This is a genomic window from Aliikangiella maris (genome assembly GCF_040719265.1).
Lineage (GTDB): Bacteria > Pseudomonadota > Gammaproteobacteria > Enterobacterales > Kangiellaceae > Aliikangiella > Aliikangiella maris.
This window is the reverse complement of record NZ_JBFDAH010000003.1, coordinates 178,262-202,959: the sequence shown is the minus strand read 5'-3', so window position 1 is coordinate 202,959 and position 24,698 is coordinate 178,262. Positions and strand designations below refer to the sequence as shown.

The following is a 24,698-nucleotide window of genomic DNA, read 5'->3' as shown; positions in this document are numbered from 1 at the left end:
AATATTGCTTATTGATACGCTCAATTTGGACTTTTGACTAATAAAGCGTATTGTTGAGCTTCAAACTTTTGAATACCTGCTATGATTGATGAGCAGGTATAAACTGATAACTTTAATCTTGAAAATAAACGGGAGATTATAATGGGAGTTTTAGTCGGTCGTCAGGCACCTGATTTTACTGCTGCTGCTGTATTAGGTAATGGTGAAATCGTTAACGATTTTAATTTCAAACAAGCCACTCAAGGAAAAAAAGCAGTTGTTTTCTTTTATCCTTTAGACTTTACCTTCGTTTGTCCTTCAGAGTTAATCGCTTTTGATCATCGTCTGAAAGAGTTTGAAGAAAAAGGGGTTGTCGTCATTGGTGTATCAATTGACTCTCACTTTTCTCATAATGCTTGGAGAAATACCGCAATTAAAGACGGCGGAATTGGCGCAGTTGGTTATCCGTTGGTAGCTGATGTTAAACATGAAATTTGTAAAGCTTATGATGTTGAGCATCCTGAAGCTGGTGTTGCTTTCCGTGGATCATTCTTAATTGATGAAGACGGACTGGTTCGTCATCAAGTTGTTAACGATCTGCCTTTAGGTCGTAACATTGATGAAATGTTACGAATGATTGATGCCTTAGCATTCCATCAACAGCACGGTGAAGTGTGTCCTGCTGGTTGGAAAGAAGGTGATAAAGGTATGCAAGCTTCACCTGAAGGTGTTGCAAAATATCTATCTGAAGAAGCTGATAGCCTGTAATAAACGGTTGTTCAGTCGATTCAACAAAAGCCGGGAATTTCCCGGCTTTTTAGTCTTGTCTCCTCTCAAAGTCTTATCCCAAATTGGAACTAGTCGTTCACCTTTGCCATATAGTTCACAAAAAACAGGGTATTTACCACAGTCGTCATCAGAATATGGTAGCTTTTATATCTGATTAGCGAATATTATCGGCGATATCATTCTAAAAAGACAAAATCAGTGACATTACAGTGGTGCTGCGCTTGCAAAGTATGGTTGAAATAGTGAAGTTTAACCTTGCTATGAATGTCTTTTGGTCGGCCAGATAATTATAGAATTGTGAAAGAGGCGGCAATAAATGCTCAACTTATATTTTGAAAAAAGCTTGGTTAATCGTATCTTTGCGAGGTTAATTTTAGTATTTGGATTGATTGCTAGCTTAAATTTAGCTGCCGAAGTTCCCGCTAATGTGCAGACCATTTTCGAAAATAATGGGTGTACTGGTTGTCATTCGGGGAATTCTCCGAGCGGCTCTTTATCATTATCTGATGCACTCACTGCTGAACAACAGCTGATCGATATTAATGCTGTATGTAATCCTGCCTTAAAAAGGGTTGTTGCGGGTGATCCAGCTAACTCAGTGTTATATCGAAAAGTGTCGATGCAAAATCCTGGTTGTGGTGCTGCTATGCCGCTTAATGCGGAGATGATTAGTCAGGCTGATCTTGCAATTTTGTATGATTGGATTGTTGCAATCGGACCCGCTGGCGATTTTGGTTTAATTGAGATGCAAGCCCCAACTATAAGTGTTTCTGAAATGGAAACGACGCTTTCAATCACAGTTACTCGTAATCTGGGGTCAACTGGTCAAGTGACGGTCGATTATTCGGTTGCTGCAATAGATATGGATAATGCCACTGGGGGAGAAGATTTTGTTCTGCAAAGTGACAGTATTTCTTTTGCCGAAGGGCAAACAAGTCAGACAATTTCAGTTACTTTAATTGATGATGATCAGTTCGAAGGCGCCGAAGTTTTTACGGTCACTTTAAATCAAGCTAATGGCGGCGCTGTATTAGGTAGCCAAACACAAACTAAAGTCACCATTGAAGATGATGAAGTTTTAAATGAGCCTGGTACTTTTCTTTTTAGTGCGGTCAGTTATTCTGTTTCTGAATCTGATGATGTACTGCAGGTGACGGTGTTAAGAACTTTCGGAGCCGCAGGCATTGTTACTGTTGATATTAATTCAAGTGATATTTCAGCTAATGCTAATTCTGACTATGTTGCTCTAATGCAAACCTTGTCATTTGATGAGGGGGTAAAATCACAAACGGTAAATTTATCCCTGATTAATGATACAGCTGAAGAGTCGAGAGAAACGTTCAATTTAACCTTAACCAATCCAACCAACGGTGCAGTAGTTGGTAATCCAAGCCAGGTGACTGTTGTCATTAATGATGATGATGGTACTGAAGTTGTTGAAGAAGAAAATGAAGAGCCTGGTGAAGAACCGCCCTCAACTAACCAAACTGAAGCCGAATACTCAGCGGCGGGCTCTGTATTTTATTTAAATTTCATATTAATTTTTTGGGGACTGTTACATTTGATTCGCACACAGCGTTAAAACTTTAAAACCAAAATAATATTGAACAGGTTTTTCCATTGAAGCCTGATTATTTTTGTTGCGTAGCGTTAAAATTCTATTTGTGAAAAAGATTTAAATGTTGCCCTGGTAATATTGGACGGTGGGATTGAGTAAAATATTCCTAACATTATTCTCTTTTTAGCCTATTATTATGCGATATTAGTTAGAGTTATTTTGTTTTTAATCACTTACAAATTAAACTTGCGCGCATGAACGAGTCTAACTTAATATTTGATGGGGTAATACTCATGCTAACAGGCATGGGTACAGTCTTCATATTCTTAACTATCCTTGTCTTTTTTACCGGTTTTTTGCAACGTTTTGCAAAACCGGAGCCTACACCGATTACGAAGAAAACAGCACAAATTAACGACGATGAAGTTGCGGCTGTGTCTGCGGCTGTTTATGCTTATCGGCAAAACAATACTAAAAACTGAGGAAACAGCATGACGAGCAAACTCGGAATTACCGAATTGGTATTACGTGATGGTCATCAATCGCTTTTTGCTACGCGTATGCGTATTGACGATATGCTACCAATTGCAGCAAAGCTAGATGAAATAGGATATTGGTCGATTGAATCCTGGGGCGGGGCAACTTTTGATTCATGTATCCGTTTTCTGGGGGAAGATCCTTGGGAAAGGTTACGCCGTTTAAAAGCAGCGATGCCAAAAACGAAACAGCAGATGCTTTTTCGAGCGCAAAATATTTTAGGTTATCGACATTATGCTGATGATGTCGTAACGGCATTTGTCGATAGAGCTGCGGCAAATGGTATGGATGTTTTTCGCGTATTTGATGCGATGAATGATATGCGTAATTTAAAAACGGCTATTAAAGCCGTAGTAAAAAATGAAAAACACGCGCAGGGAACAATTTCTTATACCGTCAGTCCGGTGCATACCATACAGATGTGGTTGGATATGGCAAAACAACTTGAAGACATGGGATCACATTCCATTTGCATTAAAGACATGGCTGGACTGCTCAAACCCTATGTCGCTGAAGAATTGATATCACGCTTAAAAGAAACGGTGAATCTTCCAATTGCGCTGCACGCTCACGCGACCACTGGCTTAAGTACAGCAACAATTACCAAAGCGGTAGAGTCTGGTGTTGATACCGTTGATACCAGTATTTCCTCTATGAGTATGACTTATGGTCACTCTGCGACAGAGTCGGTCGTGTCTATTTTTCAAGATCAACCACGAGATACCGGTTTAAACTTAACCGCGCTCGAAGAAATCTCGGCATATTTTAGAGAAGTTCGCAAAAAATATGCAAAATGGGAGGGGAGTCTTAAAGGCGTTGATTCACGTATTTTAGTTGCTCAGGTGCCTGGTGGCATGTTAACCAACATGGAAAACCAGCTCAAAGAACAAGGCGCTGGTGATAAACTGGACGAAGTTTTACAAGAAATCCCGCGCGTTAGAAAAGATTTAGGTTATATTCCGCTAGTCACACCCACTTCACAAATTGTTGGTACTCAAGCGGTATTAAATGTGCTCACTGGAGAGCGCTATAAAACTATCAGTAAAGAAACGGCTGGTGTTTTAAAAGGTGAGTATGGTGCAACTGCTGCGCCAGTTGATACACAATTACAAGCCCGTGTTTTAAATGGTGCAAAGCCCATTACGTGCCGCCCCGCTGACTTGCTTGAACCCGAGCTGGAAAAGCTTCAACAAGAATTAAAGTCTATTGCACAACAAGAAAATATTTCACTTGCTGATGCTGAAATAGATGATGTTTTAACCTATGCATTATTTCCGCAAATAGGCATTAAATTTCTTAAAAATCGCAATAATCCTGCTGCTTTTGAACCCGTACCAACTGGTGAGGAACAAAAGCCAGTTGTGCCAAATGACAATCAACTTTTGGCCTCATCGTCGAATAAAGCTGAACCAGAATCTTATAACGTGTCAGTTAACGGTAAAAATTACCAAGTCACTGTTGCACCGAGTGGTGTGATTGCTGAAATCAAACAAAGCTCTGATCAATTAGTACAGCCTAATGCAAAAAGTGAAGGTGCAACCGGCACTGTGATTAAAGCGCCATTAGCAGGAAACATATTTAAAGTTCAGGTAGCACAAGGAGATAGGGTGAACGAGGGTGATGTTGTTATTATTCTGGAAGCGATGAAAATGGAAACTGAAGTGCGTGCTGCTCAATCTGGCCAAGTATCAAACGTTCTGGTGAAACAGGGTGATGCTGTCAGTTTAGGTGATGAACTGATTACTTTGGCTTAAGTGACGGGTTGAAAGAAAAATGATTGAAGGGTTAGTTGAACTTTGGCACAGCACCGGTATAGCAAATTTTACGATTCCCGGCCTAATCATGATTTTGGTCGGCGTATTATTACTTTATTTAGCGATTGCCAAAGCATTTGAGCCGTTACTGTTGTTGCCAATTGGCTTTGGCGCGATTTTAAGCAATATTCCTGTTGCAGGTATCGCAGATGACGGTGGGTTACTTTACTATATTTACAACATTGGTATAGATACTGGCGTTTTCCCCTTAATCATTTTTATGGGGGTGGGCGCAATGACTGACTTTGGTGCTTTAATTGCTAATCCAAAAACATTGTTTCTAGGTGCGGCGGCACAGTTCGGTATATTTGCAACACTTATTGGTGCACTCGCATTGAATGCTGTCCCAGGAATCAATTGGACCATTCAGGATGCTTCTGCGATTGCCATTATCGGTGGAGCTGATGGACCAACTGCCATTTTTTTAGCCGGTAAACTTGCGCCAGATTTGCTGGGGGCAATTGCTGTTGCGGCGTATTCTTATATGGCATTAGTACCGATTATTCAACCGCCAATTATGCGTTTGCTGACAACTAAAGAAGAGCGGGCGATTGAAATGACGCAGCTACGCCCAGTTTCTCAGCGAGAGAAAATTCTTTTTCCTTTAGTCGTATTAGCTCTTTGCATCTTATTGCTACCTTCGGCCGCGCCATTAATTGGTATGTTTTGCTTTGGTAATCTGATGAAAGAAAGTGGCGTGGTTAATCGCCTATCAGATACGACACAAAATGCACTGATTAACATTACGACCATTTTTTTAGGATTGGGAGTCGGGTCAAAGCTTTCTGCGGATAAGTTTTTAAATTGGGAAACTATTGGTATTTTACTGTTGGGCGCTGTCGCATTTTCAATTGGAACGGCAAGTGGTGTTTTAATGGCGAAGTTTATATCGAAAGTCAGCAATAGCAAAATCAATCCTCTCATCGGTGCTGCCGGTGTATCTGCGGTTCCAATGGCTGCCAGAGTTGTTAACAAAGTTGGACTTGAGGCTAACCCGCACAATTTTCTACTGATGCATGCGATGGGGCCCAATGTAGCGGGTGTTATTGGCTCGGCAGTTGCGGCTGGTGTTTTATTAGCATTAGTTGGTTAGTAGTTTTTCCTGTTAAATAGGTAAAAGATATTTCTAGCAGATGACTTACTTCAAGTTTTTTAAGTGATTTGAGTCATCTACTTTGTTTAATATCTATACTTCAATATAATTTTTTATTATTAGTAATTTAGACAAATTAATAACTCCGACTATACTCAAGTAAAGATTGCTAAAATGTGTATAGGACAAAGTCATGCCGTTACGGTTTCCTGAGGATCCACTTTATCAATTATTACGTGATGAAAAAGTGAAGCTGTTTAACCAGCAAAAAGCAGGGCAGTCGATAATTGATTTTCATGATTGTGATTTCAGAGGGCTTGATTTGCGTGGGCTGGATGCAGCCGGTGTAAATTTTAGTGGTTGCTATTTTCGCGCCGCAGACCTTAGAGGAATAGACTTTTCTCAATCAAACTTAACCGGTGCAAGCATTGCCTCCGCACAAATATCAGGGTGTTTATTTCCTACTGATATCTCTGCAAGTGAAATAATGTTATCAGTAGAAAAAGGTACCAGAATGCGATGTCAGTGAACTCTGGGTGAAATTGACCCATGAATGAGTAATTCCCTATCGATTAGTTTATAATGCCCCGAATAATATCAAATAACATTTAAATTAAGGGGCAGCACTTTGGACGCGATTAACAGCTTTTTGCTTTCAATTGACTCTTATCTTGGGTCAGCCGACTATTTTCCACTACTTCTTTTAGGCACCGGGATAATTTTCACTCTTTACTTGGGGTTTCCCCAAATTCGATATTTTGCACATGCAACTAGAATATTGCGTGGTAAATATTCAAAAGACGATGCACCAGGCGATACCAGCCATTTTCAGGCATTGACGACAGCATTATCCGGTACAGTGGGTACTGGAAATATCGGTGGTGTGGCACTGGCTATTTATTTAGGTGGTCCAGCAGCAATATTTTGGATGTGGGCAACCGCTTTTTTTGGTATGACAACCAAATTTGTTGAAGTAACGCTTTCACACAAATATCGTGAAAAAACCGCTGATGGTACTATGGCTGGTGGACCCATGTACTATATGGAGAAAAAACTCAACATGAAGTGGTTAGCAGTGATTGTTGCTACCGCTACAGTGGTAAGCTCGATTGGTAGTGGTAATATGCCACAAATTAACAATATTGCCGTTGGTCTTAACGAATCTTTTGGCTTTGAAAAATGGATTGTTGGCGCAGTTTTATCGGTAATGCTGGCATTAGTCATTATTGGTGGTATTAAGCGTATAGCGCATGTTGCTGAGAAAATTGTTCCAACAATGGCTCTTATCTATTTTGTTGGGGCGCTTGCTGTCATTTTATATAATATCGAAAATATAGTCCCTTCTTTTATTTCAATCTTTTCCGATTTGTTTTCCGGGAGCGCTGCTGTTGGAGGATTCCTGGGAGCCAGTTTTGCTTACGCACTTGATCGGGGTGTTAATCGTGGATTGTTTTCAAATGAGGCAGGACAAGGTTCGGCACCCATTGCTCATGCCAGCGCCCGAGGAAGAGAGCCTGCTTCAGAAGGAATGGTTTCTTTGCTTGAACCATTTATCGACACAATCGTAATTTGTACGTTAACCGGTTTAGTGATTCTTAGTTCTGGTGTCTGGACTAAAAAACACGAAAACACATTTGACCGTGCCGATATGGAATATGTGATTGGTGAATATAAAGACAGTAATAAAGATGATGTTGAACGTTTGTTTACTTATCTCGATAAAAAATCTGATGCAACGGGTGGCGTAGAACACTATTCGGGAACAATCGAAATTGTTAATGGGATTGCCGACTATTCTGATATTACACTGATTAACGCCCGCTCAATCGCAGAAGATGTTAAATACACCATTAATGATGAACCATATACCGGCACTATTGCTATAAATGATGGCAAAATTGTAGATGCAGAAGGTGATGCAAAAGTCGTTGTTAGTGGTAAGTCTCTGATTCACTCTGTCAGGTTAACTACTGAAGCATTTCGTCATGGATTTTTCGGTGAATATGGTGAATATGTCGTTACGATAGGATTGCTTTTATTTGCATTTACCACAGCGATTGCTTGGTCTTATTACGGTGATCGAGCAATGACTTATCTATTTGGCCCTAAAGCAGTTTTACCTTATCGTATTGTTTATGTTGCAGCTTTTTTTGTTGCTTCATTTACAGACGCTACGGTAATTTGGAATCTCGCCTATGTCACGGTGGCCTTAATGACGATACCCAATCTCATTGGTATATTGTTACTGCATAAAGACATGAAGCAAACTGTCGCGAAATATTGGGAGCACTTTAACAAGAACCAAGCAGATTAAAACAGTTGTTTTAAATATGTGTTAGAATGATAACTCACGCTTGAAATAAAGCGTAAAACAAGCCCCACTTATTAGACCTTATCGGGTTATGTGGGGTTTGCTTTTTGGTTAAACCACTCAGATCTTACTTATACTGAGATCTGAATAAACGATAATAAGGAACCAATAAGTAATGAGTTATCAAGCCCCATTAGAGGAAATGAACTATTTAGTGAAACAAGTGTTTAATGTTGAAAACACGTTAAGTGCTATTGATAGTTTTTCCGAATTTGATATTGAGCTTTATACTACTGTCCTCGAAGAAGCTGCAAAATTCAGTGAAAATGTATTGTTGCCTATCAATCACGAAGGCGATGAAATAGGGTGTCAATTTGAAAATGGTCAGGTAACGACACCGCCCGGATTTAAAGAAGCCTATGCTGAGTTTTGTCAGAGTGGCTGGCAGGGGACATCGGGAGATCCTGAATATGGTGGTCAAGGATTACCCAAAACAATTCATTTATTGATTGAAGAAATGATTTTTTCAACCAATACCTCATTTTGCTTGTATCCAAGCCTGACTAATGGCGCATATCACGCTATTCGTGCACATGCCAGTGACACCATAAAACAGCTATATCTACCTCCAATGCTTGAAGGGCGTTGGGCCGGGACAATGGCGCTCACCGAACCTCATGCTGGCTCCGACTTAGGGAATATCAAAACTAAAGCAACGGAACAGACAGATGGTTCTTATTTGGTCAGTGGTACAAAAATATTCATTACTGGTGGCGAACATGATTTGTCAGAAAATATTATTCACTTGGTGCTCGCCAAATTACCTGATGCACCGCCTGGTCCGAAAGGAATCAGTCTATTTTTAGTGCCAAAAATTAAAATTAATGAACATGGTGAATTAACCGAAACTAACCAGGTTAGCTGCGGTAGTATTGAACATAAAATGGGGATAAAAGCGTCAGCTACTTGCGTCATGAATTTTGATGAAGCACAGGGGTATTTAATTGGCGAAAAGCATAAGGGATTAGCGTGTATGTTTACAATGATGAATCTGGAGCGTCTTTCTATTGGGGTGCAAGGTATTGGACTTGCAGAAACAGCCTACCAACTGTCTCGCAACTATGCGATTGAAAGAAAGCAGGGAAAAAGTCAGTCTGCAAAACTTGCCAGTATCATTGAGCATGCAGATATTCGCCGCATGTTGTTGGAACAGCGAGTGCATACCGAGGCAGCTAGAGCTCTGATGGTATTTATGGGTACTCAAATTGATCTGCAATATCACCATCAAGACGCAGCTATTCGAGAAAATGCTGCCAGTTTAATGAGTTTGCTCACACCAATTGCCAAGGCTTTTTTCACCGATAAAGGTTATGAAGCCTGTAACTTAGGCTTACAGGTACTAGGTGGTCACGGTTATATCCGTGAGTGGGGATTGGAGCAACTAGTGCGGGATGCAAAAATTGCTCAAATCTATGAAGGTACAAATGGAATCCAATCACAGGATTTACTGGTTCGTAAGGTAGGTCTCGATAAAATGCAACTTATGCAGCTGTTGTATGATGAGATAGATGCTGAGTTGGCCATAAAAACCAGCTTACCAGCAGCTTATCAGTTACAGCAACAGCTATCTTCTGCGCTGCAATGTCATCGCCAGACTAGTCAATGGATTGTGCAAAATATTGAACAGCGTTTCTTCGAAATTCAAGGTGGTGCTGTCGACTATTTGCATGCCTCTGGTTATTTAGTATACGGATGGCTTTGGTTAAAAATGTTGAATCAGTTAAATGATGAGCTAGGCGAAACCTTTTGTGCACGCAAACAGTTAGCTGGACAATATTTCTGTGAACATTTATTACCCAATATCAACCAATTATGTCAAAAGGTTGGAACTGGCTACCAACCATATATGGATGCTGAACAATCATTAATCTAATTACTACTCATTCGCGTTAAATTACAGAATAATTTTTTGATTTTGTTTGGTTAATGTCTAGTTTGTAGAATTTATCGCAAAACCAAAATGCAGATTTGACTAGAATGTAAAATGTCTGACCGCTCAACTTTGAAATCCACACTAAAATTTCAATTTGTGAGCGGTTAGCTATTGGTAAAAAGCTAATTATAAGCTATAGTTATCGCAATATTATAAAGAAAGTTCTTAACTTCTTGCCGTAACTTCATGGAATAGTTATAAAACACCGCAAGATAATTATACATTGTAGCTTGACTCCACTTGATTGGATGACACGGCACTTAGCTTGTTGAGAGATAGATTTAATGGTTCAAATACAAGGAAATACGCGTATGTTTCGCAAAATTGTCCTTTTTCTGACTTCTGCTGTTGGTTTTTTTTCTGGTGCTGTTTTTGCTGTAGGCCTTGGCGAATACCAGCTAAGTTCGGGGTTAAATCAGCCTTTAAAAGCCGAAATTCGTTTGTTATCTGCTGGTGATTTGGGGGATCATGAGATTCATGCCTCATTGGCCAGTATGGTTGAATTCGAGAAAGTTGGCGTAGAACGGCTTTTTTATCTCACCAATATCAAATTCGAAACCAAGAAAAATTCAGACGGCAGCATGTCGGTATTTCTCTCGACGCGCGAGCCAGTTAAAGAGCCCTTTATGAACTTTCTGGTAGAATTGAATTGGCCAAACGGACGAATCATTCGTGAATATACTTTTTTATTGGATCCGCCTGTGTTTGATGACTCTGCGGCATCAACTATCCAAAAGTCTCAAACCGTAGCAGCAAAAAAAAAGCCAGTAACTTCTCAACCGGCGACAACTTCAAATTCAAATCAATCTTCAAATAACTATCCTGAAAATAACTACTCCGGTGGTACTAGTTATGGTCCCGTATCTGAAAATGATACTTTATGGGGAATAGCAAATCAGGTTAGACCCCAATCGGCCAGTATACATCAAACATTGGTTGCAATTTATCGTGCTAATCCAGAAGCCTTTGGTAATGGAAATATTAACAACCTGCTTAAAGGGAAAGTGCTGACTATTCCTGAGGATACTGTTATTTCCCAAGTTCCGCATCGTGCTGCTTTGCAAGATGTTGTTATGCAAAATAACCAGTGGCGTAGTGGCGGGGCACGAAATATTGCCGATACAACATCGAGTCGAGCAACTAGTCGTTTGTCGAACGAAGCAAGATTAACGCTTTCCACGCCAGAAAATAGTAGTGAAAGTAATTCGAGCCAATCAGCTTCGGGTAATATGGCTGAGCGATTGAATAATATTCAAAATCAACTTGCACAGTCGCAAGAAGAAAGTGCGACACTACAAAACGAAAATAATGAGTTACGCGCCAGATTAGCTGATGCATTGAAAAAGTTAGAATCAGTTCAGTCTGGATCGGCTGTCGATGTTTCAGATGCTGAGCTGGCAGCGTTGAGTCAGATTCAACGAGACTCTGAAAAGCAGAATCTTTCTGCTGATATGGACAGTGATGAGACCTTAATCAGCGAATCCGTGGAGCCTACCAGTGTCAATGGCCAAATTACCGATGCCGTATCTTCGCAAACCGACAATTCTGAAAGTGGCAATATAGTAGATAGAGATGTAATTAATAATGATGCTGAGTTGGCAAATGAAACCAACCAATCGCCAACAGAAACGGCCAGTCAAACAAAAGCGAATCAGCCGGCAGTAACAAGAACACCAAGTATCCCTGCCAAGCCTCAAAAATCATTTTTAGATGAAATACTCGAATCTTCAGTTATATTATGGAGTGCAATTGGTGGCATTATTCTGGTGATTGTTGCCGTATTCTGGCGAATGAGAAAACGCATGGAAGACGAAGAGTTCCAGGATGATCTGGTCACCAGTACCGGTGCTGGTCTTGGTGATGCAACCGATACTTTTGAGTTGCCTGAAGTCGGTGATAATATGCTTGAAGAATTAGACATGGATGATCAGAGCATGCAGGATTCAGGAACAAATGAAGAAGAAAACTTTGATCCATTAGGTGAAGCTGATATTTATATTGCTTACGGAAAGTATGAGCAAGCAGAAAACCTGCTCTTGGAAGCAATTGATGACAACCCGATTCGCTCTGATCTTAAAGTTAAGCTAATGGAGTGCTATGCAGAAAATGACGATCGAGATAAGTTTGAATCACTGGCTCAAGAAGTTTCCCATGCGGTAGATGCAGAAGAATGGCATGAACAAATCAATAAGTTGAGAGAAAACGCTTGGTCTGGTGAAATTGGAGATGGCCTAGATGATGGATTTGATTTGCCTTCTACTGAAGATATATTCAACGAAGATGATATCGATTTGGATGATGATACCTCTCCCAATGTCGATATGTCGGATAACAATATCGATGATGCTGAAAGTGCGCTTGATCTGAATGAAGAAGATGACAGTTTTGATATAGATAATGATGAACTGGCTGATGATGAATTTGATATCGATATGGATATGAATTTAGATGATGATGCTCAGGAAGTGCCTCCTTCTGAAGCTGTAACTGAAACTTTTGATTCGTTAGATGATGATGATTTTTCTTTAGAAGAAAAGTCTGAGCTTGATGACTTTGTTCTGGATGAAGATGACGAGGAAATTGGATTTAGTAACGAAGATGATCTTTCGCTAGATATTGAAGACGATAGCGAATTTGCGCTAGAAGATGATAACGATTTTGATGATGATGACATCGGCGAAGGTGATGCTGGTGATGAAATCGCAACCAAGTTAGACTTAGCTCGTGCGTATATTGATATGGGGGATTCTGAGGGTGCTAAAGAAATATTATCAGAGGTTATTGCAGAAGGGACTGATGCACAAAAGGAAGAAGCACAAGCACTAATTGATCGAGCTGATTAATTCTGAGTGAATTCTATAAATAATTTTTAGAGAAAAGGCGGTTAAACCGCCTTTTTTAATCGAAGTAAAGATGAATATTGCATTAGGAATTGAATACTCGGGCTCAAACTATTGTGGCTGGCAAAGGCAATCTCATTCGCCGTCGGTGCAACAATCTTTAGAGGTCGTACTATCTAAAATTGCCAATCATTCTGTTTCTGTATTTTGCGCTGGTCGAACCGATACAGGGGTTCATGCTACAGCTCAGGTTGTGAGCTTTCAACTAAATAATGAAAGGCCATTAAGGGCTTGGGAACTGGGCGCAAACAGTCAATTGCCGGATGATATTTGTGTCCGATGGGCCAAGCCAGTACCTGATGAATTTCATGCCAGGCACTCTGCATTTGCGAGGCGATATCGCTATGTAATTCAAAATACGCGTTATTGCAGTGCAATTTTATCGGGTAAAGTAACCTGGTATCGTACACCTCTTAATCATGAGCTTATGCATCAAGGTGCGCAAGCCTTAATTGGAGAAAATAATTTCTCATCCTTTCAGGCCTCATCCTGCCAATCGCCAACACCGTTTCGTCGTATCGATGAGATCAGCGTAAATCGTTATAATGAATTTGTAATCATAGATGTTAGAGCAAATGCATTTTTACATCACATGGTCAGAAATATTGTGGGCTGTCTGGTTGAAGTTGGTTTTCAGCGTCAGCCAGTTGAATTTGTACAGCAGGTATTAGCAGTCCAAGATCGCACTGCAGCCCCGATGACAGCCAAGCCGGATGGATTATATTTAGTGCAAGTGGCATACCCTGAAAAATATCAAATACCACAATTACCATTGGGCCCATTAACCCTGCCTCAAAGTTTTTTATGATTTCTTTTTGGCTCAGCAGGTTATTGGATAAGTTCAGTGCAAATATATCAGAATTGAAAAATTAAAAGTTTATTCACACAGGTAAATACATGTGGTTAATGGTGTTTTTTATAAGCCAAATTTAATTTATTCTTCACTAATATACTGCAAAATTTGATATATTTTAATGAAGTGTCAACATCATTCACTTCGTGCTCGAAACGTGCAACTGATAAAAAATATCAGGTCAGACCAGAAGGTGTTAATTTATCCTTAACCTTTGAACAGAGGATGTTAGAATATCGCCAAAATCAAATTATCAAAGAGACATATATGAGTTGGTTTGAGCGTATATTACCTAAACGGACCACTTCAGTAGCAGACCGCAGAAAGTCAGTTCCAGAAGGCGTTTGGGCTAAATGCCAAAACTGTGATGCGGTTATCTATAAAGCTGAATTAGAGCGAAGCCTTAAAGTTTGCCCAAAGTGTTCATTTCACATGCGTATAGGTGCTCGAGCAAGGTTGTTGAGCTTTTTAGACAATACTGAAATGCAGGAAATAGGCAAAACTCTGATGCCTGTTGATCAATTGAAGTTTAAGGATTCCAAACGCTATAAAGACCGCATTAGCAGCGCGCAAAAAGTTTCTGGTGAGAATGATGCAATGGTTGCTTTTAAAGGCGAATTGAAAGGAATGAAAGTAGTTGCTTGTTCCTTTGAATTCAATTTTATGGCGGGTTCGATGGCTTCAGTGGTCGGTGAAAAATTTGCACGCGCAGCCAGTATCTGTATTAAAGAAGGTATTCCGTTAATTTGCTTTGCAACCAGCGGTGGCGCAAGAATGCAAGAAGCGCTAATCTCATTGTTTCAAATGGCAAAAACCAGTGCAGCTTTGGCCAGAATGTCAGAAAAAGGTTTACCATTTATTTCAATTTTAACTGATCCAACTATGGGCGGTGTATCTGCCAGTCTAGCCATGCTAGGTGATGTGAATATTGGCGAGCCAAATGCGCTAATCGGATTTGCAGGCCCTCGTGTTATTGAGCAAACGGTTCGTGAAACTTTACCCGAAGGATTTCAGCGTAGCGAATTCTTACTTGACCATGGGGCTATCGATATGATTGTTGATCGTCGGCAGATGCGCAATAAAATTGCGGCATTGCTTGCGAAGATGACAAATCAGCCAGAGCTGGCTGAAGAAGAAGAGGTTGCTGAAGCCAGTTAATCGATTGGCTAGCCTAAGAAAATAGTCGATTGAAGAACCAGTAATTGTTGAAATTACTGGTTTTTTATTTTAATGAAATTTTTAGTACCAATGAAAAGCGTCCATATAATGTGATTTACCATGCCAAAGCTGAATCTTTTTAATCAGTATTTCACCATACAGGCTTTGTTAAATAATCGCTCATTCCTTGCCGCTAGACACTTTTCTCTATCGCCAGCCATTGCATTGGCCGTTAACGCGATAATTGGAATATTTTGGTAATTTTCGCCAGCTTTGCCATCGCGTATTTGCTCACTGGCTTCATATTCGTCTAATTCAGGCATTTGACAGTCCATTAATATCAGTTGGTAAACATCCGGTTGTGCTTTCAAACAATCGATTGCCGCTTTACCTGAATTAGTAACCGCTACTTCAAGACCGATTTCTGCCATTAACATCACCACGACTTCCTGGTTGAATTCGTTATCTTCCACTAAGAGAATTTTGTTACCTTGAGAGTTGACAACTTGCGTACATAAATCTTCTTTTGACAGAGTGTGACCAGGTTTTAGTTCTTTTTCATCACCGCTGTCCAGTATTAAATAGAATGAAAAGCGACTACCTTTATTTTCTTCGCTGGTTAAGTTAATTTGTCCATCCATCATTTCAACCAGTTTACGACAAATGGCAAGTCCTAATCCTGAACCGCCATATTTTCGAGTTGTACTGGCGTCAACCTGAGTAAAGGCTTTAAATAATAAGGGTATATCTTTTTTGGGAATACCAATGCCAGTATCTTGCATGGTTATTTGCAAACACCAGCGCGATTTTACTTGAGTCACTTTATAACTGATGGTCACACTTCCTTCAGCAGTAAACTTTATTGCATTACCAATTAGATTATTTAATATTTGTTTAATGCGATTGGGATCTCCGCTGAGTATTGCATGTTCGACGGGTTGTTTATCTAAAATTAGTGACAGTTTTTTGGCTTGTGCTTCTGGTTTGAAGGTATTGCTAATTTCGTCTAATAACTCGTCGACATGAAAAGTAATGTTTTCCAGTTCAAGTTTGCCCGCATCAATTCGAGAAAAATCAAGAATATCATTGATAACAACCAACAAAAATTGCGCGCTACTATTAGCGATCTTCAATTTGTTAATTTGCTTATCATTTAATGGGCTGCGAGATAATAAGTCGAGCATGCCGATGACACCGTTTAATGGTGTGCGAATTTCATGACTCATAGTTGCTAAAAACTCACTTTTAGCTTTAGCGGCACTTTCTGCTTGCTCTTTTGCTTGAATCAATTCAGTTTCATAAGCTAAACGTTCGCTGATATCTTCGATGATTGACCAGATAAATTGCTCGCCTTGAGAATCTTTGAGTAATATCCCTTTCAGTAAAACAGGAAAACGATGACCATTTTTGTGAATGTACTCTTTTTGGTATGGGCCATATTTACCGGTTTCAGTTAAGCATTTTATTTGTTCGGCTTCTTGTGCCTTATATTCTTTTGGGGTGATATCCCAGTAGCTTTTGGTGAGAAACTCCGATAGAGAATATCCCATTGACGATAACAGAGATTGGTTAACCGAAATGAAACTCCCGTCAGAAAACTTATTCAGTGCAATACCCACCGGAGAGAGTTCGAATAATGCTTTTAGTCGTGCTTGCTCAACTTCTAGCAAACGCTTACGCTTTTCAAGAAAAATGATTTGAATAGTGACAACTAAAATAATGAAAGCAAAAAAACTGCGCAGTAACCAGGCATCTGGCGCAAGTGTTTCCCACCCTTGAATTGGTGATCCCATTAATACCCATTCCGCATTAGGGAGCAAGACTCGCACTTCTGTGGGTTTATAGTTAACAATAGCGTCGCTCCCAAAGAAAAAACTAGTCGACTCATTATTGCGCTTTGCCAAGCTTAGCTTTAAACCAAGTTCAGTATCGTGCAGTCCGCTTTTTTCATAAAGCGCATCAATATTAATTACCGCAGATATCAGTCCCCAGAATACTGGTTTACCTTCGATATCGATATTTACCGGAATTCTGCCAATCAAGCCTTGTCCACCTTGAACCAGATTGATAGGGCCTGCAATAACAATTTGATTTTCTCTGGCTGCGCGTAACGCCTCTTCTCGCTGTGCTTCATTCTTCGCTAGATTCAGACCTATCGCACCGCGATTTCCTTCGAGCGGGTATACCATTGAAATCACCATATCTGGGGCAACTCCAATGTTTCTGAGTTGATTTTCTGATTTAAATAGTGGCGTAACATATTGCCCGAATCTCTCCTGAGTAAGATCCGGTTCATTGACTATTAATCCAACTAAGCCATTGATTAATTGGAGATTTGAATGAATTCTACCTTCTAATTTTGCACGAATAACATTGAGTTGCGAGGTGACAGCCTGCTGTTGATTGATAAGGTGATTTTGATTATTCAGTTGATCAGCATACAGTCCAGTAATTACCAGAAGCAACACAATACTAGCAAATAGGTAAGTTGATTTGAGCATTCGAACTGAAAATTGCAAGTTGGTTTAATAAGTATAGTTAGCAATTTTCTAATTACCTAAATTAAACATAATTGCCCGCTGCGTGTCCTGAAGCCCATGCCCACTGAAAATTATAACCGCCTAAATGACCTGTTACATCTAACACTTCACCAATAAAATATAATCCAGACTGCAGCGCTGACTCAAAGGTTTTTGATGAGATTTGCTGCGTATCTACACCACCAAGGGTGACTTCAGCAACACGGTAGCCTTCTACACCTTCCGGATAAATTGTCCAGTCACTCAAAGTTTGTACAATATTCTCAATATGCTGTGGTGTAAGTTGTTTGAGCTTACCCTGGAATCCAACTTCACTTGCGAAAAAACTGGCAACTGCCTGACTAAAATGGCTCGCTAAAGCGGTTTTTAATTGAATATCTGGGCGAGATTCTTTTAGTTGGGTTATCCAAGTTGCGATATCCACATGAGGTAGTAAATTGATAGATATAGCTTGGCCAGGCTGCCAATAATTTGAGATTTGTAATATAGCGGGACCACTTAGACCTTTATGGGTAAATAAAATTGCTTCATTAAACGTTTGTTGTCCACAGCTGACTTGCACTTGCAGCGCATTTCCGGCCATTTCTTTAAACGCATTGAGTAATCTGCCTTTAAAGGTTAAAGGCGTTAATCCAGCACGAGTGGGCAAGACCTGATGGCCAAATTGCTGCGCTATTTGATAACCAAAGTCAGTTGCGCCCATCGTTGGAATAGATAATCCTCCTGTCGCAATGACCAGTGATTCGCAGGTAAAAGCACCAAGTGATGTCGTTAATTTAAAAGTCGTGTTTTGATTGCTAGAGCCTATTTGATTTTTTGCAGTTAGGTTTAGGTCTTTAGCAGATTCGCTTTTAATAGTTTCGATGGCTTTGAAAGTATCGGTTTGAGAGGAAGATAAGACTGTTTCAACTGAGAGAATTTCGCATTTTAGACGGATCTGCGCACCATTTGATTGACATTCCTGACTCAATAAATCGCGTATTAACTTTGAGCTTTCTCGGCAAAACAACTGGCCTTGAGTTTTTTCGTAATAGTCAATGTGATATTTTTCAACGAGCGCAATAAAGTCCCATTGAGTATATCGTTTCAATGCTGACTTGCAAAAGTGTGGATTGTTAGAAATAAAATTATCTGCTTCAATAGATAAATTTGTAAAATTGCAACGCCCACCGCCTGACATAAGGACCTTTTTAGCCATTTTATTGGCATGATCAAGTACAATAACCTTTTTACCGCGTTTGGCGGCGGTGGCTGCGCACATTAATCCGGCTGCGCCAGCGCCAATAATAATGACTTCAAAATGTTCAGGCATAAGGTTGCTCTATTTGACGATTAAACTTTGATTTATTTACAATTTTACCAACTGGCTATTGTAGCCGATTCTGTCAGCAATTCGTGAATTTTGTTCTAGACTAGTATTAGGCGCACTTTGTCCCGACGAGTATTGTGTAGTTCTGTTTGTCATCTGCCCGTTAACAGCAGATGCTTAAATAGGAATGACTAAAATTCGGGCCAAGAAGCAATCACTAATCTACGACTTTAAATGGAGTATTTCATGTATAAAGAGTTGTATTATCACGATGATCTGGAAAACTTGGCAGAAGAGATAGTTTTTGAGCAAATTCATTTGCTGATTGAAGATGATGATTCCGATGTGCCAACATCACAGGTTTCAATCCAAGATATAGCGGCGATTGCATTAAATAATATGCCGGCAAAGTATATATGTAATATTTTAGAAAAAACCGATCCTGGCGACCAATTAAAGGAAGAAGTGAAGGACTTAAGGAAATACGCCAAGCGTCAGGTATTAAAAGCCATTAAAAAAGTGCGGGAAACGCCCCACGATTAACAAGGTTGTATTAATAGTTTTATGATTGAGTATAAGATTGAATTGGCCGGTACTCCGTGCTCGGTTGTTGAATGGAACCCTGGCGGTTCCATTTTAGTATTTGCGTTTCATGGTTGGTTAGATAATCTGGCGAGCTTTGAAAGTTTAGTGCCTTTTTTGCCAGATATTCGTCTGGTGGCAGTTGATTTTCCAGGACATGGGCATTCAGATCATTTGTTACCGGGCAGGCCTTATCATTTTATTGATGGCATTTATGTGATTGATGATTTAGCCAATCATTTTGGGCAACAAAAAATTAATTTACTTGGTCATTCGATGGGCGGAGCGTTATCTATTTTATATGCAGCAGCTGAACCAGGGCGTGTTAATAAAATGGTGATTATTGAGTCATTGGGTCCATTAACCAGTGAGCCGGGTGAAGTGCAAATGCTTTTGCACAATACATTGAGTCAAAGACGAAGTCAGTTGGATAAAAATAAACCGGTGTATCCTCGCTATGAATTGGCATTGGGGATTCGCGCGCAAGCCTCACAAATTGAAGCTTTTTTGATTGAACCGATTGTTGAACGTGGTTTAACCAAAATTGAAGGGGGATATACTTGGAGTGCGGACTCAAGGCTTAGAAACGCATCACCAATTCGACTATCAGAGTCACATGTTTTGTCTTTAATTCAGCAAATTCATACCCCCGTACTATTAATTGAAGGTGAAAGTGGTTATCTTCGTAACAAAGCGCAATTTGATGCAAGGTTTAGTCTGTTTAAAACGATTGAACGAGTTATTTTTACTGGCGGTCATCATGTACATTTAGAGCAACCAGAACAATGTGCGCAACAAATACGAAAGTTTTTTGCTTAGCTGTATGATTATTATGCATTTTTTAGGATAATGGCCAATATCGAGGAAAACCATTTTGCCATTATTGGCTGACTGTTATACCTTAGGCGAACATAATAATACCATCATCTATCTAAATTGAATGCTGGTAACTGGCCAAATAATATTACACCAAATTTTGGTAACAACACAGTAACAACAAGACAAAAGTGTGGGAGTTAATTGATGGATAAAATCTGGTTAGATGCATACCCTGAAGGCGTAACTGAATTTATAGATGCAGATGCTTATTCATCTGTGGTTGATATATTTGAAGAAAGTGTTAATAAATATGCTGACCATCCTGCGTTTTATAATATGGGGGTGACACTGACTTACCAGCAAATGGATCAACTGGCCTGTCAGTTTGCGGCCTACTTGCAGCAAGAACTTGGATTGCAGTACGGCGATCGAATTGCCATTATGATGCCCAATTTACTGCAATATCCAATTGCCATATTTGGTGCCTTTAAAGCAGGGTTGACTGTTATCAATGTTAATCCGTTATATACAGCTCGCGAATTAAAACATCAGCTGGTCGACTCTAATGCTGATGCCATTATTATTGTTGAAAATTTTGCGCACACACTAGAACAAGTGATAAAAGAAGTGCCGCTCAAGCATGTCATTTTAACAAAAATGGGTGATATGCTCGGGTTATTAAAAGGTGGAATTGTTAACTTTGCGGTTAAACATGTCAAAAAACTGATCCCTAAATTTACTCTCCCTGGCGCGGTGCCATTTAAACAGGTTTTGAAAATTGGTCAGCAATTAACTTTAGAAAGAGTACAACTCAACAACACTGATATTGCTTTTTTACAATATACCGGCGGAACGACTGGGGTTGCAAAAGGTGCTGTTTTGACCCATCGAAATATGGTGGCGAATTTGATGCAGGCACATAACTGGTTTAAACAAATTTTTGAAGAGGGTGCCGAAATCGTCATTACCGCGTTGCCGATGTATCATATTTTTTCATTAACGGCTAATTGCATGTTATTTTGCAAAATTGGTGGTTTAAATGTCTTGATAACCAACCCACGAGACATGCCTGGTTTTGTTAAAGAATTAAGCAAATTTAAATTTACCGTCATTACTGGCGTAAACACTTTGTTTAATGGATTGCTTAATACACCTGGCTTTGAAAAGCTCGACTTTAGCCGCTTAAGTTTAACACTTGGCGGTGGTATGGCTGTACAGGAAGCCGTTGCAAGACGCTGGCAGCGGGTAACGCATCGGCCATTATCCGAAGCATATGGTTTAACCGAAACATCGCCTGCGGTTTGCCTCAATCCAATCACAATTAGTGAATATAATGGAACCATTGGTGTACCTATTGGCAGTACTGAAGTGACAATTCGCGATGCTGATGGCAAAGAACTGCCGACAGGTGAGTCTGGAGAACTATGGGTACGTGGACCACAAGTTATGCGGGGATATCTTGATCGACCGGAAGAAACCGCAAAAGTCCTTAATGATGAAGGCTGGTTTGCAACGGGGGATATTGCCATCATGAACGAAAAAGGATTTTGTAAAATTGTTGATCGCAAAAAAGATATGATTTTGGTATCTGGCTTTAATGTTTATCCTAACGAGATAGAAGATGTTGTTGCTGATAATAAAAAGGTGCTCGAAGTTGCTGCGGTTGGCATTCCATCAGAATCTAGTGGTGAAGTAGTAAAAATATTTGTCGTTAAAAAAGATCAGTCTCTCACCGAAGAGGAGCTGATTGCTCATTGTCGCCAAAATCTGACAGGATATAAAGTACCCAAAGTGGTTGAATTTAGAGATGAACTGCCAAAGTCAAATGTTGGAAAAATTTTACGTCGCGAATTAAGAGACGAAACAAAAAAATCAGTTTAAAAGAGAGTTATTATTAAAACAATGTCCTCATTATCGCCACCGGTCTATTGGATAGATTCACAACAACAGTTTATTGAAGCCATTGACCGATGGCATAGTTCACCATTCTTGGCAATCGATACAGAATTTGAACGACGTACGACTTATTTTCCAATTCTCGCACTATTACAGATATATGATGGAGATGCCGTCTATTTAATTGATCCGCTCGCAGTAGAATGTACTGATAGTTTTCGCCAACTTTGCGCTGATGAAAGTAAGGTAAAAATTTTACATTCGGCCAAAGAAGATATCGAAGTCCTTTTTCATTCATGGCATTGCCCCATTAAAAACTTATTTGATACACAAGTGGCTTATGCGTTTACTCAAGGAACAATATCGATTGGTTATGCGGCAATAGTTAATGAGCTTTGTCAGCAAGAAGTATCTAAAGAAGAAACGCAGTCAGATTGGCTGAAGCGACCTTTAACCCAAGATCAACAAGCTTATGCAGCTAATGATGTCATCTTTTTACCAAAACTCTATCAAATATTGTCAAAGCAAATAACTGAGCAACCATTTAGTGACTGGTTTGTTGCAGAATGTCAGGAGCTTTGTGAATTGATTGAGCAACAATTACTTGATGACGAAGATTATCGACAGGCTAAAGAAGTGTGGCGACTAAATGGAACTCAACTGGCATTGTTTAAACTGTTATATAACTGGCGTGAAACAACCGCAATAAAAGAAAATCGGACTAAAAATCACATCGCAAAAGATCCGCAATTGGTTCAACTGGCTATCGTTATGCCAAAGAATAAAAATGATTTTTATAAAATACAAGGATTACACCCAAAATCGGTACGATTGTATGGTGAAGCGATTTTACAAATTGTTAATTCGTTTTTACAGAAAGATGGGCAAACACAATCCATTGTACCTAACCCCCGAAATATCGAACATTTTAACCAGTTGTCATCGGCGCTAGCGAATGTTGTTGAACAGTTTGCTAAACGTCATCAGATTGCAACACCTGTTTTAGCTAGTAAGCGCATGATACGAAAATTAACATTTGCTTTTTTAGCTAAGGAAAAATTACCGTCTGGTTGGACTGGGTGGCGTGCAAGCGTATTAATGCCACTTTTTCAGCCTGTTTTAGCAGAATTTCAACTGGCTTAATTCATTTTTGTAATTTAGTCTTTCAATTCTCTTTACTCGGTAACCAGTGATATAATCAACTGTTAATCAAGCTAAACAATCGGAATTACCAATGCTAGCCAGTGTGTATCGCAGTAACAAAAAAGATGAAATGTATTTGTACATTTCTGTGAAAGATGATTTTTCTCAAGTACCAGAATCGCTTATGAAAATTTTTGGTAAACCCGAATTTGCATTGCAAATTAACCTTGGTAAACGTGATAAGTTATCAAGAGTTGATATTGAAGAGGTAAAAACAAAATTGCAAGAAGACGGATATTTTTTACAAATGCCTCCGAGCATACATGATAATTTAGCTGGTATATTAAAGAAAAAGTAACTTAAGGTAAGACATGAAAATAATTTTAACCATTATTTTTCTCGGCATTAGTATTTTTGGAACTGATCCAATTGCATTAGCGGCAGAGCAAACACCTGAGACGTTTAATCAATGGAAGAACACTTTAAAACAAGAAATTCAAGCGCAAGGTCTCTCTGAGCAGGCGGCACAGCATTTTATTGAATCACTGCATTACATTAAGAGAGTGATTGAACTTGATAGACGCCAGCCTGAAGGCACTATGACTCATGAAGAATATCTTAAAAAAGTTATTCCTGAAAGTAAGGTAAAAGCAGCACGAGCGGCATATAAAGCAAATAAAAAGCTATTAAAAGCCGCTGAAAGTGAGTCTGGCGTAGCTGCTAAGTTTATTGTTGCCCTGTGGGGTAAGGAAACTCATTTTGGTAAGGTTACTGGCAATTATCATGTGCCGAGTGCTTTAGCGACACTTGCTTTTGATGGCCGTCGAGCGAGTTTTTTCAAAAAAGAGTTATTGGCTGCTGCAAAAATTATTGGGGAAGGCCACATTGAACTCGAACAAATGAAAGGCAGCTGGGCTGGGGCAATGGGAAATTGCCAATTTATGCCGAGTAGCTTTTTGCGCTATGCGGTTGATGCCAATAATGATGGTAAAAAGGATATTTGGGGCGACAAAGAGGATATATTTGCTTCGATGGCCAATTATTTACGTGAATCAGGTTGGCAGTCAGATGAAACTTGGGGCCGACAAGTTAAATTAACCCAGCCGTTCACTGCTTACCAATTTGGCAAGGCTCATCGTCAGTCTTTGAATGCCTGGCAGCAACAGGGCGTTCGCCGCGCAGATTTAAGTGACTTGCCGCAAACTGATATGCAAGCGTATCTTATTTCGCCAGGTGGTGAAAATGGGCGTATTTATTTAGTATATGATAACTTTGATGTGCTGATGCGCTGGAATCGTTCACACTATTTTGCTACAGGAGTCGGCTATTTGGCTGATCGCGTGGGTTATCCCAAAATAGATTAAGTGTAGTTGTGCCCGGTTGAGTGCAATAAGATTTAGATTGCGTGAGTTAAATTTGGGTCG

Annotated in this window: 19 protein-coding genes; 17 read left to right on the top strand and 2 right to left on the bottom strand. The window is 39.7% G+C overall.

The features are described from left to right. Nucleotides 1-141 precede the first annotated feature (141 nt). From ABVT42_RS04100 to accD, 11 genes are all read left to right on the top strand, one after another. Complete coding sequence (locus tag ABVT42_RS04100) at nt 142-747, top strand: peroxiredoxin (protein ID WP_353873869.1); 606 nt, start codon at nt 142-144, stop codon at nt 745-747. A 337-nt stretch (nt 748-1,084) separates the two neighbouring features. Further along, complete coding sequence (locus ABVT42_RS04095) at nt 1,085-2,350, top strand: Calx-beta domain-containing protein (protein WP_353873868.1); 1,266 nt, start codon at nt 1,085-1,087, stop codon at nt 2,348-2,350. A gap of 230 nt (nt 2,351-2,580) precedes the next feature. Next, nucleotides 2,581-2,808, top strand: a complete 228-nt coding sequence (locus ABVT42_RS04090; RefSeq protein ID WP_353873867.1) for an OadG family protein — start codon at nt 2,581-2,583, stop codon at nt 2,806-2,808. A 9-nt stretch (nt 2,809-2,817) separates the two neighbouring features. Beyond that, nucleotides 2,818-4,617, top strand: coding sequence for a sodium-extruding oxaloacetate decarboxylase subunit alpha (oadA, locus tag ABVT42_RS04085; RefSeq protein WP_353873866.1), 1,800 nt, complete (start codon nt 2,818-2,820; stop codon nt 4,615-4,617). A gap of 22 nt (nt 4,618-4,639) precedes the next feature. After that, a complete protein-coding gene (locus ABVT42_RS04080; RefSeq protein ID WP_353873943.1) occupies nt 4,640-5,770 on the top strand; it encodes a sodium ion-translocating decarboxylase subunit beta in 1,131 nt (376 codons plus the stop codon). Nucleotides 5,771-5,963: 193 nt separating this feature from the next. Next, a complete protein-coding gene (locus tag ABVT42_RS04075; RefSeq protein WP_353873865.1) occupies nt 5,964-6,299 on the top strand; it encodes a pentapeptide repeat-containing protein in 336 nt (111 codons plus the stop codon). Between the two features lie 99 nt (nt 6,300-6,398). Beyond that, complete coding sequence (locus ABVT42_RS04070; protein WP_353873863.1) at nt 6,399-8,084, top strand: alanine/glycine:cation symporter family protein; 1,686 nt, start codon at nt 6,399-6,401, stop codon at nt 8,082-8,084. Between the two features lie 172 nt (nt 8,085-8,256). Then, nucleotides 8,257-10,014, top strand: a complete 1,758-nt coding sequence (locus tag ABVT42_RS04065; RefSeq protein ID WP_353873862.1) for an acyl-CoA dehydrogenase — start codon at nt 8,257-8,259, stop codon at nt 10,012-10,014. 344 nt (nt 10,015-10,358) lie between these two features. Continuing rightward, nucleotides 10,359-12,917: a motility hub landmark protein FimV gene (locus ABVT42_RS04060; RefSeq protein WP_353873861.1), complete on the top strand. Its 2,559-nt coding sequence runs from the start codon at nt 10,359-10,361 to the stop codon at nt 12,915-12,917. 70 nt (nt 12,918-12,987) lie between these two features. Beyond that, on the top strand, nt 12,988-13,782 hold the full coding sequence (truA, locus tag ABVT42_RS04055) for a tRNA pseudouridine(38-40) synthase TruA (RefSeq protein ID WP_353873860.1): 795 nt from the start codon (nt 12,988-12,990) through the stop codon (nt 13,780-13,782). A 312-nt stretch (nt 13,783-14,094) separates the two neighbouring features. Continuing rightward, entirely contained in the window at nt 14,095-14,985 is an 891-nt protein-coding gene (gene accD, locus ABVT42_RS04050) for an acetyl-CoA carboxylase, carboxyltransferase subunit beta (RefSeq protein WP_353873859.1), read from the top strand. A 143-nt stretch (nt 14,986-15,128) separates the two neighbouring features. On the opposite strand, the gene ABVT42_RS04045 is transcribed toward accD, so the two are convergent. Continuing rightward, the gene (locus tag ABVT42_RS04045; protein WP_353873858.1) at nt 15,129-17,486 is read right to left on the bottom strand and encodes an ATP-binding protein; all 2,358 of its coding nucleotides are present in this window, start codon (nt 17,484-17,486) and stop codon (nt 15,129-15,131) included. A 61-nt stretch (nt 17,487-17,547) separates the two neighbouring features. Then, nucleotides 17,548-18,837 carry a BaiN/RdsA family NAD(P)/FAD-dependent oxidoreductase gene (locus tag ABVT42_RS04040; RefSeq protein ID WP_353873857.1) on the bottom strand — a complete coding sequence of 430 codons (1,290 nt, stop codon included), beginning with the start codon at nt 18,835-18,837 and terminating at the stop codon, nt 17,548-17,550. A gap of 243 nt (nt 18,838-19,080) precedes the next feature. Between ABVT42_RS04040 and ABVT42_RS04035 the strand changes: the two genes are divergently transcribed. The 6 genes from ABVT42_RS04035 (at nt 19,081) to ABVT42_RS04010 (ending at nt 24,638) form a co-directional block, all read left to right on the top strand. After that, on the top strand, nt 19,081-19,377 hold the full coding sequence (locus tag ABVT42_RS04035; protein ID WP_353873856.1) for a late competence development ComFB family protein: 297 nt from the start codon (nt 19,081-19,083) through the stop codon (nt 19,375-19,377). A 21-nt stretch (nt 19,378-19,398) separates the two neighbouring features. Next, on the top strand, nt 19,399-20,235 hold the full coding sequence (locus ABVT42_RS04030) for an alpha/beta fold hydrolase (RefSeq protein ID WP_353873855.1): 837 nt from the start codon (nt 19,399-19,401) through the stop codon (nt 20,233-20,235). A 204-nt stretch (nt 20,236-20,439) separates the two neighbouring features. Beyond that, the gene (fadD, locus tag ABVT42_RS04025; RefSeq protein ID WP_353873854.1) at nt 20,440-22,116 is read left to right on the top strand and encodes a long-chain-fatty-acid--CoA ligase FadD; all 1,677 of its coding nucleotides are present in this window, start codon (nt 20,440-20,442) and stop codon (nt 22,114-22,116) included. 21 nt (nt 22,117-22,137) lie between these two features. After that, complete coding sequence (locus ABVT42_RS04020; RefSeq protein WP_353873853.1) at nt 22,138-23,274, top strand: ribonuclease D; 1,137 nt, start codon at nt 22,138-22,140, stop codon at nt 23,272-23,274. Between the two features lie 91 nt (nt 23,275-23,365). Further along, nucleotides 23,366-23,632 (top strand): YcgL domain-containing protein, encoded by a 267-nt coding sequence (locus ABVT42_RS04015; protein ID WP_353873852.1) that lies wholly within the window; start codon nt 23,366-23,368, stop codon nt 23,630-23,632. Between the two features lie 13 nt (nt 23,633-23,645). Next, complete coding sequence (locus ABVT42_RS04010) at nt 23,646-24,638, top strand: lytic murein transglycosylase (RefSeq protein ID WP_353873851.1); 993 nt, start codon at nt 23,646-23,648, stop codon at nt 24,636-24,638. The last annotated feature ends 60 nt before the right edge of the window (nt 24,639-24,698 follow it).